The 11,573-nt window shown below is 66.7% G+C and carries 8 protein-coding genes, 1 tRNA gene and 2 pseudogenes; 6 read left to right on the top strand and 5 right to left on the bottom strand.

The genetic code is table 11. The features are described 5' to 3' along the window. Positions 1–9: 9 nt before the first annotated feature. The 4 genes and pseudogenes from ACVW2K_RS09740 to ACVW2K_RS09725 all read left to right on the top strand — a co-directional run bounded on the left by ACVW2K_RS09740 (position 10) and on the right by ACVW2K_RS09725 (position 3,739). The gene (locus tag ACVW2K_RS09740) at positions 10–246 is read left to right on the top strand and encodes a hypothetical protein (RefSeq protein WP_028637256.1); all 237 of its coding nucleotides are present in this window, start codon (positions 10–12) and stop codon (positions 244–246) included. An 82-nt stretch (positions 247–328) separates the two neighbouring features. Then, positions 329–646: pseudogene (locus tag ACVW2K_RS09735) on the top strand (hypothetical protein); the annotation flags it as partial. 677 nt (positions 647–1,323) lie between these two features. Further along, on the top strand, positions 1,324–2,328 hold the full coding sequence (locus tag ACVW2K_RS09730) for a TolB family protein (RefSeq protein ID WP_081790403.1): 1,005 nt from the start codon (positions 1,324–1,326) through the stop codon (positions 2,326–2,328). A 256-nt stretch (positions 2,329–2,584) separates the two neighbouring features. Next, positions 2,585–3,739 (top strand): IS30 family transposase, encoded by a 1,155-nt coding sequence (locus tag ACVW2K_RS09725; protein ID WP_457202360.1) that lies wholly within the window; start codon positions 2,585–2,587, stop codon positions 3,737–3,739. A gap of 39 nt (positions 3,740–3,778) precedes the next feature. Here ACVW2K_RS09725 and ACVW2K_RS09720 read toward each other — a convergent pair whose 3' ends face one another. The 5 genes and pseudogenes from ACVW2K_RS09720 to ACVW2K_RS09700 form a co-directional block, all read right to left on the bottom strand. Continuing rightward, positions 3,779–4,276: a hypothetical protein gene (locus tag ACVW2K_RS09720; RefSeq protein ID WP_155991931.1), complete on the bottom strand. Its 498-nt coding sequence runs from the start codon at positions 4,274–4,276 to the stop codon at positions 3,779–3,781. A gap of 393 nt (positions 4,277–4,669) precedes the next feature. Beyond that, on the bottom strand, positions 4,670–5,824 hold the full coding sequence (locus ACVW2K_RS09715) for an IS30 family transposase (RefSeq protein WP_457202359.1): 1,155 nt from the start codon (positions 5,822–5,824) through the stop codon (positions 4,670–4,672). A gap of 178 nt (positions 5,825–6,002) precedes the next feature. Further along, entirely contained in the window at positions 6,003–7,013 is a 1,011-nt protein-coding gene (locus tag ACVW2K_RS09710) for a calcium-binding protein (RefSeq protein WP_269320314.1), read from the bottom strand. A gap of 282 nt (positions 7,014–7,295) precedes the next feature. Continuing rightward, positions 7,296–7,484, bottom strand: a pseudogene (locus tag ACVW2K_RS09705) (putative quinol monooxygenase); the annotation flags it as partial. Between the two features lie 94 nt (positions 7,485–7,578). Continuing rightward, complete coding sequence (locus ACVW2K_RS09700) at positions 7,579–9,651, bottom strand: acyltransferase family protein (RefSeq protein WP_197025214.1); 2,073 nt, start codon at positions 9,649–9,651, stop codon at positions 7,579–7,581. A gap of 422 nt (positions 9,652–10,073) precedes the next feature. Between ACVW2K_RS09700 and ACVW2K_RS09695 the strand changes: the two genes are divergently transcribed. Continuing rightward, positions 10,074–10,147, top strand: a tRNA-Arg gene (locus ACVW2K_RS09695). Between the two features lie 115 nt (positions 10,148–10,262). Then, positions 10,263–11,489, top strand: coding sequence for an IS481 family transposase (locus ACVW2K_RS09690; protein ID WP_457202358.1), 1,227 nt, complete (start codon positions 10,263–10,265; stop codon positions 11,487–11,489). The last annotated feature ends 84 nt before the right edge of the window (positions 11,490–11,573 follow it).

Raw genomic sequence — 11,573 nt, 5'->3', positions numbered from 1 at the left:
AGACACATCATGAACACCACCAACGCCCGCCTCGCCGCGGCCACCGCCACTGCCGCCACCGCGGCCGTGGTGGCCCTTGGACCCGTGAGTGCGTCGCCTGCCAACGCCAACCGCCCTGCCCCGAGCGAGGGTTGTTCGACCACCCCGAGAGCCAGCACCGCGTCCATGGACATCGACCAGATCGTCACCATGCTGAAAGTGCAGAGGGCGCAGTACCTGATCGACCACCCGCGCCTGCTGCGCTGAACGGCCCGGACACAGCGAGACCGGCGCCGGGCCAGCCCGAGCTCGACGCCGAGCACGTCGCGCTGGTCCGGCAGGGTGGTACCAGCATCCCTCGATGGCTGACACACAGCGCTATCGGGATGGCGAGAGATGGACGGATCACATCGCTCCAGGCGTGCCCGCTTCCCATCAGCCGGTGCTGGCCAGGCACCAGCCCGACGACCACAGCGGGCTGGTGACGGCAGGGATCCTTACGGCGATATTTCTGCCTCTGATCGGCTTCATCATCGGCATCGTCTTGGTCGCCAAGAACAAGGTCGGGATCGGAATCGGCTGCATGATCTTGGCGATCTTGGCGTTTGCCTTCTGGTACAACGTGCTCGCACCCGACCCCGCGCCGACCTACTACTACGGCAACTGAAGTCCGCGGACCTGGGAAGTTACGCGGATACGCTTCCACGAGCGGTGTCTGCGAGCTCGGCGGTCACGACCATCGGGTCGGTTCCCGGTTCCAGATGGATCCGTTCGGCTCCGACGGCGACAAGCACGTTCTCGATCGAAGTCAGCAGCTGGCGAGGAAGTGGCGGGTACTGCCGTCGGCGGGCAGTCGTTGTCGACGACGCCACCGGCACGGAACCGGAAGGCACCGGCGGCGGCTGTTGCGCGCGCACGGTCATCGGGTTCCTTCGGGCGAAGTGATGGGTCGACATGCGCCCCGACCGGGAGGACCATCGGGTCAAGACGATGGAGGGTGTCATGTTCTGGGTCATCGCTCTGGTTTGTGCGGCGGTTCTGTGTCTGGGCGCCTACTTGTACGACCGGCGGAACCGTCGACGGGGTAAAGCGCCTGGAACAGGTGAACCGACCTATCCGGACGACGACCTCGGCCGCCGCTCGCCGTGGCAGGACTTCGGGGGTGGCGGGGGCTCGTAGACCGCGCGCCCAAGCCTCTGCGCTTTCCCGGCCTAGTGCGCACATCGCGGCGTGAGCGTGCGTTTCGTACTTGGCCGTCTGTCGGTCAGGACCATTCGCGGCCGTAGAAAGGGGCCACTTCGGGGCGTACGGTCGCCTTGGCACGGCACACCTAAGGGGAATCGGATGAAACGATCCATCGCCATACTGGCAGCGGTCGTGACCGCATCGAGCGTGCTCCTTGCCGCCGCACCGGCCCACGCTACGGCCCACGGGAAGAACGGACGGATCGCGTTCCGGCGGTACGCCAACGCCGACCAGACGCGGGGCGACATCTTCACGAGCACGGCTCACGGCACCCGCGAACGGCAGGTGACCCACACGAAGCGGACACGGCTGGCCACCGAGCCGGACTGGTCGCCGAACGGTCGTTGGATTGAGTATCAGGTGGCCCGGCACGGGGACATCGACCACTCCCGTCTGTACAAGATTCATCCCAACGGCAGGCATCGGACATTCATCAGTGCCTCCTGCCAGGCGCCTTGCCTGTCGGATGGCTTCGCCCAGTGGTCGCCGCACGGCAGAAGGATCGCGTTCCAGCGCCAGTTCGGACCTGTCAGCGACCCGACGTTCTTGTTCGCCCTGTTCGTGATGCGGGCCAACGGGACCCATGCCCGGCAGATCACGCATCGCGGCGCCGACCCACTGGTCGACCATCGTTTCCAGGACCACGCGCCCACGTGGTCCCCCACTGCCAAGCGCCTTGCCTTCGAGCGTACGGACGGCAAGACCGACCTCCGCGCCATCTGCACGGTTCGACTGGACGGCACTCACCGCAAGCGGATGACTCGCTGGAAGTTGGATGCATCGCAGCCCGACTGGTCGCCTAACGGTCGGTGGATCATGTTCCGGTCGAAGGAGGGCTCAGACGACTCGGGGAACGTGTGGTTGGTGCACCCCAACGGGACCAACCTTCACCGCGTGACGCACACGGCTCCCGGAACCGGCAAGTGGGCCTCGGGCTCGTTCTCGCCCAGCGGCCGATCGATTGTCGCCGGGAAGTCCCCCGGGGTAGGCAACGCCGGCAACGCCGATGTCTATGTCATGAGGCTGAACGGCAGCCACTTGCGGAACATCACGACCTCCGCCGCCTGGGAGAGCGCCCCCGATTGGGGACCCCGGCGGCGATAGGAGCCGCCACCTGAACGAGCGGAGTGTCGCTGGCACCGGCCGCGCCTGATGAAGCGCAGCGGTGCGACGGGCATCGAGATGAGCGCGCCGTCATGACGAGAGATCCGAGGGAGTCCGCTCGCACTTCTGGGACTGAACGTCCTTGTCATCGGCATGCGCGCGCGGATCGCGGCAGGTCCGGGCGACCGTAGCCGCCCTCAACGCAGGGGCGCTCTCAATGAGTCATCGCAACACTTCCTGATTGAAGGAGGTCGCGATGGCGCGTCAGAGCTATCAGCGGTTGTCGCCTGCAGACATCGACGAGATCTGGAGGCGGTTGCGGTCCGGGCACTCGGTCAAGCCGACTGCTCGGGCTCTGGGTCTGCCGACCAGCACGGTGCGGACCTACCTGATTCGGTGCGGTGGGATCAGACCTGATCCACGACATCGAGCAGTCGGTCGATTGAGCCTCGAAGAGCGCGAAGAGATCTCGCGTGGTCTGGCCGCCGGGTTGTCGCTTCGGGCGATCGCGGCAGGTCTGGGTCGGTCGCCGTCGACGATCAGCCGTGAGGTCAGCGGCAACGGCGGCCGGCGCCGGTACCGGGCCACGGTCGCTGACCAAGCCGCGTGGGCCAGGTCGACCCGTCCAAAGACGTGCAAGTTGGCCGGCAACCCGGTGCTGGCTGGCATCGTGACCGAGAAGCTTCAATGCCGGTGGTCGCCCCAACAGATCGCCGGTTGGTTGAAGCTGACCTATCCCGACGACCCAGGGATGCACGTGTCGCACGAGAGCATCTACCGCACCCTGTTCGTGCAGTCCCGCGGTGCCCTGCGCAAGGAGCTGACCGCCTACCTGCGCACCGGCCGGGTCATCCGACGCTCGCACGGGATGCGGCTGCCTGATGGTCGAGGTTCCCGGCCGGGGATCGTCAACATCAGCGAACGCCCAGCTGAAGCCGAGGACCGTGCCGTGCCCGGTCACTGGGAAGGCGACCTGGTCTTCGGCCGGGGCATGAGTCCGGTCGCCACCCTGGTCGAACGGTCCACCCGCTACCTGCTGCTGGTCGGGTTGCCGGCCGGCAACCACAAGGCCGACGCCGTCGCCGACGCCCTGGCCGCAGCAGTGCAGCACCTGCCCAAGCACCTGGCGAAGTCGCTGACCTGGGACCAGGGCCACGAGATGGCCGAGCACAAGCGGTTCACCAACCAGACCGGCATCGACGTCTACTTCTGCGACCCGAAGTCGCCCTGGCAGCGCGGCAGCAACGAGAACACCAACGGGCTGCTGCGCCAGTACATGCCCCGACGACTCGACTTCCGCACTCTCACACAAGACGACCTCGACGCCATCGCACTCGAGCTCAACGACCGTCCTCGACAGACCCTCGCCTTCAAGACACCATCACAAGCACTAGCCGAGGTGTTGCGTTGACCGCCTGAGCCCGCAGGCATGTCCGGACGGTCGGGTCGGCTACAGGTTCTGTGGAAACCAGATACCCGCAAGTCCGCAACGGTCCGCAGTGCGCTCGTCATCAGACACGACCGCGAGTCGGCTGATCCACACGAGATAGCGATCAGGCCCCCGAGAGCCGCGACCGCCTTCGTACGGGTAGATCTCCACGTACTCGTCGTAGTCGTCGTCGGAGTTGCTCACAAGGCACAACAGATGTCCGCCGCCGAGGTCAGCGTCCGGGGTGCCCTCGCTCCAGCCTTCCGATGACGGGAACTTCTCGCGGTAGTAGTCGACCAGCGCGTCCGGCCCGGTGCCCGCCATGTCGATCACGGCTTCTCGTCCACGCATGGGGTCGTCGTCATCCCAGCCCTTCGTCTTGGCGACCACGGATGCATCCGGTGGCACGGGCGGCTCGTCTGGGTAATCGAAACTGGCACCGTAGACCAGGCCACACGCGGTCAGACACATGGCGAAGGCAACCAAGACGAGCGCTCGGACAGGGTGGCGGCGCATCACGGTGGTGATCCAAGCACCTGGATCCTGCGCACGCACATCGGCAGGTGCGGATACTCGACTCGCGGCATGAGCGTGCGGTTCCGACCAAGCCCCGATCCCCGGCACCGCGCCGGGGCGTCATGATGTCGTCGCTAGACGACGACGGCATCCCGTTGCATCCTCTGACTGGAGCGACATTCGATGGCCAAGGGTTTGCGGTGCTTGATCGGGCGTCACGACTGGACGAAGTTCGAGTCGGCCAGCGGTGAGAAAGGTGCGAAGTGCGGCCGGTGCGGGAAGGTCGACTGGCACCATTCCGACCCGCCGCACATGGACAGTAAGTGGCGTGCGGGTGGTCCTGGTGGACCTACCAGTTTCTAGCCCGCGCACGCTCATCGGTGCGGGCTCAGGCGGTCAACGCAACACCTCGGCTAGTGCTTGTGATGGTGTCTTGAAGGCGAGGGTCTGTCGAGGACGGTCGTTGAGCTCGAGTGCGATGGCGTCGAGGTCGTCTTGTGTGAGAGTGCGGAAGTCGAGTCGTCGGGGCATGTACTGGCGCAGCAGCCCGTTGGTGTTCTCGTTGCTGCCGCGCTGCCAGGGCGACTTCGGGTCGCAGAAGTAGACGTCGATGCCGGTCTGGTTGGTGAACCGCTTGTGCTCGGCCATCTCGTGGCCCTGGTCCCAGGTCAGCGACTTCGCCAGGTGCTTGGGCAGGTGCTGCACTGCTGCGGCCAGGGCGTCGGCGACGGCGTCGGCCTTGTGGTTGCCGGCCGGCAACCCGACCAGCAGCAGGTAGCGGGTGGACCGTTCGACCAGGGTGGCGACCGGACTCATGCCCCGGCCGAAGACCAGGTCGCCTTCCCAGTGACCGGGCACGGCACGGTCCTCGGCTTCAGCTGGGCGTTCGCTGATGTTGACGATCCCCGGCCGGGAACCTCGACCATCAGGCAGCCGCATCCCGTGCGAGCGTCGGATGACCCGGCCGGTGCGCAGGTAGGCGGTCAGCTCCTTGCGCAGGGCACCGCGGGACTGCACGAACAGGGTGCGGTAGATGCTCTCGTGCGACACGTGCATCCCTGGGTCGTCGGGATAGGTCAGCTTCAACCAACCGGCGATCTGTTGGGGCGACCACCGGCATTGAAGCTTCTCGGTCACGATGCCAGCCAGCACCGGGTTGCCGGCCAACTTGCACGTCTTTGGACGGGTCGACCTGGCCCACGCGGCTTGGTCAGCGACCGTGGCCCGGTACCGGCGCCGGCCGCCGTTGCCGCTGACCTCACGGCTGATCGTCGACGGCGACCGACCCAGACCTGCCGCGATCGCCCGAAGCGACAACCCGGCGGCCAGACCACGCGAGATCTCTTCGCGCTCTTCGAGTCTCAATCGACCGACTGCTCGATGTCGTGGATCAGGTCTGATCCCACCGCACCGAATCAGGTAGGTCCGCACCGTGCTGGTCGGCAGACCCAGAGCCCGAGCAGTCGGCTTGACCGAGTGCCCGGACCGCAACCGCCTCCAGATCTCGTCGATGTCTGCAGGCGACAACCGCTGATAGCTCTGACGCGCCATCGCGACCTCCTTCAATCAGGAAGTGTTGCGATGACTCATTGAGGCGCCGGCATGAGCGCACGGATCGCGGCTTGTGAGTGCGTTCAGCGATTCACGCTGACGGCGTGTGCGGGCACGCGCGACTCGCCGCCTGAGGCCTCGCAGCTGTGGGCGCACGCGGTTTCGCCAACCGGGGTGGCTACCCCTCGCACCCGTCCGTTGTTTCCCCACCGGTGCAACTGTCGGTACCGTTTCCGCCGATCACATAGTCGCCCACTGGCCATGGCGCTGTCCCACTGGGCAGCCCGCCATCAACGATGTCGTCCCCGTCTGCTCCGTCCACGATGTCGCCCCCGTCACCTCCCTGCAGGACGTCGTTGCCCACGTCACCGAACAGGTGGTTGGACCCAGCATTACCGGTTAGTTCGTCGGCGTACCAGGAGCCGTAGACTCCCTCGACGTCAACAAGCTGATCGTATTTCGTCCCGCTGATGAGCTGCCCGCGGCCGGTCTCCAGCGACACGCGCACGGCGCCTGGCGCCTGGCCATACATCGCGAGGTCTTCCTTGGGGCCGCCATAGTAGGTGTCACCCTCGCCGCTGAGGTCATCAACCTGGCTACTACCGGTGCCCCCGTATGCGACGTCCCGCCCGGTGCCGGTGACCATCTGGGCATAACCTTCCCGGCCACGCAACACATCCCTACCTGGCCCGCCGTCGAGATAGGTCTCGGCGCCACCGCCGCCGACAATTTCATCGCGGCCGTACCCGCCCCGGATCAAGGCGTAGTCGGAGTCGGCCATCCCGTTGGCGTGCACGATGTCGCTGCCAGTTCCGGCCCAGACCGTCATCCTTCCGCCGCCCGGGTCTGCGATGTGGTCGGCTCCAGGTCCGCCGTAGATGACATCTGCGCCATGGCCTGTGTTAATCACATCGGGACCGTCAGCGCCGCACACGATGTCGTTTCCTCCACGTCCACGGATGACGTCGCGGCCAAGCCCTCCCCAGATGACATCCGCGCCGGAGGTGCCCACGAGCCGATCCGGACCCGTTGTGCCGACCAGCGTCGCCGTTTCGCCGGCGCATCGATGACCGCGGCTCGCTGCGGATGCTTGAACGTTTGAGCTCAGAAGAGAGGCGCTGGAACTGAAGATGACTGGTGACAGGAGGACGACAGTCGCGCTGAGCGCTCTTAAGATGGACGGAATCATTCGGACCCCTTGTCTGGCACAAGAACGGCGGCGAGCGCCGCACCATGCCTCCAGCATTGACACCGTCGAAGTCGGTGTCAACGCCCCTGCTGCCGATCGCCGGCTCGGACTCAGGAAGCACAAGCGGCTCGTGGCCTGATCACATCCTGGGCGGGACCGGCAGGCTCCAAGCGGCCGCTCATCGGCATGTGCGTGAGCTCAACGCGGCATGAGCGGACACGTCGCCGGAGAGTGCGTGGTGCCGGGCACAACCGCGGCAGAGCATCCTGCAGGAGGCCTACATCAGGAAACGGGCACGAGCGGGTGGATCCCGATCTCGCCAACGATGTTGCCCTCGGCTGCGGCCACCGCCTCGCCCAGGTGCCGTGTTTGCAGGTGCTCCTCGAAAGCAGACCGGTCGCGCCACCGCTCCACGGTGTAAAAGACGCCAGCCGCCGAGGCCGACTCGAACAAGTCGAAGGACAGGCAGCCTTCCTCGGCCCGTCCTTAGCTGGCTCGACCGCCGATTGGCCGCTCAGAAGGCGGAGATCAGCCGCGGCTCGACAACCGAGGCCCACGTCGACGGTCAGTCGAGCAGGTCGGTTCCGTGAATCCGTTGCCAAATCTTTGCGCGGCGCTTGTCGAGGATGGTGGCCGTCACGTGGTCGGGGTCCTTCCACACGACGGTGGTGCCGATCACCGGAGCGCACAGCGGCGGGGCCGGACAGATCACCGGGTTCAGGTCAAGGGTCGCGATGCGGTCGTCCATGGCGGCATAGGCTTCGTAGAGCCCGTCCACGGCCGGCCGCTCCAGGGGAGCAAACACGGCACATTCCGCGAGCGACGCTGCCCGGGCCAGGCACTCGAGTGGGTCCCAACCACCGCGGTCGAACCCCTGGGTACCCATCACGCTCTTCACGATCACCAGGTTGGCACCGGCCGCCTCGATAGCCGCCACCGTGTCCCTACCGGTGCGGTCCTGCCGCTCGATCAGGGACTCGCCCCGTGGACCCCCAGGGGCGGTCAGGTCGCGCTCCCATCGCTTCGAGGAGTGGGACATCGAGATGGCCACGACCAGATCGGCGTCCATCTTCGGCAGCGCCTCGGTGTAGAAGTCCTCGCGCGCCGTCCGGCACCTCTCCTGCTCGACGTCGGGCGAGAGCTCGTTGAGGAGCCCCATCTGCCACGAGCATCCGGCGAGTACGCTCATCGAGAGCGTCCAACCTCGCTCCTTGGCGATCGACTCGAAGGCTGTCTGAAACATCTGCGCCTGGCTGTCGCCGACGAGCACGACGTGCTGCCGATTACCAGCGACCACTCGGCACGAATCGAGGTCATCCGCGGTGCACACCGGCACGCGCTTCGGTACGTCGCGGCGAGCGGCGAGCAGGTCGACTGCTTCCGGGACCGGGCGCCGAAGAGCCCTGGCCTGCTCCGATGCCGCCAACGCCGACCCGCGCTCGCTGCTCGTGGCCACCGCCGGACGGCGCGGGCTGTCCAAGACCTGCGGCACGATCACCAACGCAGCCGTGACACTCAGCGCAAGACCACCGGCGACGACCGGCCACCCATAGGCCGCCAACTTCGGCGACCGCCGGAGGGGGCGCTCGAGGATCTCGGCCGACAACGCGGCCAACCCAGTCGCGACCCCTCCGGCGAGGAGAGCGAGCACCAGAGGCCGCACGGCGAAGACCTCGCCCACGACGAGGATGACCGGCCAGTGCCAGAGGTACGTGCCGTAGGAGATTTGACCCAGGTATCGCGGAACGTGCATCGACAACACGCGCGACGGCCAGCCGTGGGGTGACAGGTAGAGGCCACCGATCGCGACGACTGAGCCCACGGTGGCTCCGATGCCTCTCCACGAGGGCCCCATCTCCAGCAGCCCGGAGCCCAGGACAGCCAGGCTCGTCAGCCCGGCGATCGCGGCCGCTAATGCCAAGCGAGCGCCGTTCGGGGGAGCAGTTGCCGATCGCCGGCCGCGCTCGCCATGGGCCAAGCGGCGCATGACCAGGGCAAGGAGCACGCCGGCGGTCAACTGATAGATGCGGGTGTCAGTGGCGTAGTAGGCGTAGGTCGCGTCATTCTCACCGCGGTACAACTGCAGGCTGACCGACAGTGCCGTGACCACCACCAGCGTCCAGACGAGGGTCCGCGCGGGCCGTCGCGAGAGCTTCCAGACCGCGGCCACTAGCAGCGGGAAAACGATGTAGAACTGTTCCTCGATCGACAGCGACCAGAAGTGGACGAACGGACTTTGATCTGCCGTCGCGGAGGCGAAGTAGTCCTGTGCGTCGGAAATGAAGTGCCAGTTGGCGACGTAGAGCAGCGCGGCCTGGGCGTCGCCGATCATATCGGCACGCCGTACTTGGGAGGCCACGAGCAGCTGGACAAATGCTGTGACTATGACGACTACGACGGCGGCCGGCAGCAACCGGCGTACCCGGCGGGCGTAGAAACTCCCGACACCGAAGCGGCCGTGCTCGTCGATCTCTGCGAGAACCACGCTCGAGACAAGGAACCCGGAGAGCACGAAGAATAGGTCGACGCCGATGAAGCCGCCCTCAAGCCAGGTCATGCCCGCGTGAAAGAACAGGACGAGATAGACGGCGACGGACCGAAGCCCGTCGAGCTCGGGACGATAGGACCAGCTGGGCACCAAGGAACCCTAGACGGCAGCGATTGCTTCTATCCCATCCTGGACGTCGCAGCGTCGAGGGATATGGCGCGTCTGGCGACCGCGCACTTAGGCCCCGGATGCGTCCACACGTCTAGCAGACATCGAACGCGACATTGTGGGGCAGCAGCCCGCGCCGCGCCCGCTCATCGGCAGATCCGGTAAGGGCGGCCCGTCGGCACGCGGCATCCGAGTAGGGATACACCTAGTTGATGGCGCGGGCGGTCGACGAGTTCACCTCGACGAGCTCACTGGCCCCGGACCTGCCCGTGGTGTGCCACCACGACTTGCGCCTCACCGAGCACGGTTGCACCTGCTGCGGCATACTGACCGCGGGTCGGTAGTACCGTCGAACTACACCGGGGTTGTACCCATGTTTGTCCCGACTGTATTTCCGATCCTCCGCCTCCGTAGCTCAGCTGGATAGAGCAGCGGCCTTCTAATCCGCTGGTCGCAGGTTCGAGTCCTGCCGGGGGCACTCAGCTCATGTTTGCCTTCGGCTGATCGGTGCCGTTCGGGCTTCGGCTGAGGCGTTACACGTCTTCGGCTGACGGGTGACACCTGCTTCGGCTGATTGGTGACACTCCCGAGGTATGCGGGAGTTGAGTGTGGCTGAGCAGCGGTATCAGGCCGTGCTGGCGGTGGTCAGCGACGGCGAGACGGTCACGGACGTGGCGGCCCGGTTCGGGGTCGCCCGCAAGACCGTGCACCAGTGGCTGGCGCGGTACGAGGCCGGTGGGCTCGAGGGGCTGGCCGATCGCTCGCACCGGCCGAGGTCGTGTCCGCACCAGATGGATCCTGGTGTCGAGGTCGAGCTCGCGGTGCTGCGGCGTCGACATCCCTCGTGGGGTCCGCGGCGGCTGGTCTTCGAGCTGGCCAAGCAGGACATCGCCGTCAGCGAGTCGGGGGTCTACCGGGCGCTGGTCCGGCTGCACCTGATCGATCCCGCGGCCCGTCGGCGGCGGGACCGGAAGTGGAAACGCTGGGAGCGCGGCGCCCCGATGGAGCTGTGGCAGATGGACGTGGTCGGCGGATTCGTGCTGGCGGACGGCCGCCGGGTCAAGGCGCTGACCGGGGTCGATGACCACTCCCGGTACTGCGTGTGCGCCCACCTGATGCTGCGCGAGTCCGCGCGCGAGGTGTGCGAAGGGCTCGCCGTGGCGTTGCGGACCCACGGCGTGCCGGGCCAGATCCTGACCGACAACGGCAAGGTGTTCACCGGCCGGTTCAACACCCCGCCGGTCGAGGTGCTCTTCGACCGGGTGTGCCGGGAGAACGGGATCGAACACCTGCACACCCAGCCACGCTCACCCACGACCACCGGGAAGATCGAGCGGTTCCACCGCGCGATCCGTACCGAGTTCCGCACCGACCGGGTCTTCGCCGACCTCGCCACCGCGCAGGCCGAGCTCGACGAGTGGGTGGTCGACTACAACACGAACCGGCCCCACCAGGCACTGGGAATGGCCACCCCCGCCAGCCGGTTCCTGCACCCCGAACCGAGCCGGGTGAGGGTGCTGAGGACCGTCACCGGCCCCGGCCGACCCGAGCACGACCACCGCGACGGGACCTGGGTCACGCGCCGTGCCAGCGCCGTCGGGGTGGTGTGCGTGTCCTGGCAACAGGTCTGCCTCGGCGCCGCGGCCGCCGGCCACCCCATCGACGTGTGGGTCACCGATCAGGTCCTGCAGTTCTACGACGGCGACCACCTGCTGCGCACCGAGAAACGCACCAGCACCGGGGAGGTGAGAGTCAAGCGCTCCACAGCGCCCCAACGACGTTCTAGAGTCCAACCGAGTCTCACCAATCAACCGGAGTAGATCCGACACCCATCAACCGAAGGCGTTCAGGGGCACTCAGCTCACCACGGACACTCTGCTCGCCGGGACGTCACCCGAGCTGGG

The sequence above is a fragment of the Nocardioides sp. HB32 genome (genome assembly GCF_054058995.1).
This window is presented reverse-complemented; position numbering and strand designations above follow the sequence as displayed.

Coding starts and splice junctions, on each gene's coding strand:
- ACVW2K_RS09740 (WP_028637256.1), top strand. CDS start 10: ATGAACACCACCAACGCCCGCCTCGCCGCGGCCACCGCCACTGCCGCC.
- ACVW2K_RS09730 (WP_081790403.1), top strand. CDS start 1,324: ATGAAACGATCCATCGCCATACTGGCAGCGGTCGTGACCGCATCGAGC.
- ACVW2K_RS09725 (WP_457202360.1), top strand. CDS start 2,585: ATGGCGCGTCAGAGCTATCAGCGGTTGTCGCCTGCAGACATCGACGAG.
- ACVW2K_RS09715 (WP_457202359.1), bottom strand. CDS start 5,824: ATGGCGCGTCAGAGCTATCAGCGGTTGTCGCCTGCAGACATCGACGAG.
- ACVW2K_RS09710 (WP_269320314.1), bottom strand. CDS start 7,013: ATGATTCCGTCCATCTTAAGAGCGCTCAGCGCGACTGTCGTCCTCCTG.
- ACVW2K_RS09690 (WP_457202358.1), top strand. CDS start 10,263: ATGCGGGAGTTGAGTGTGGCTGAGCAGCGGTATCAGGCCGTGCTGGCG.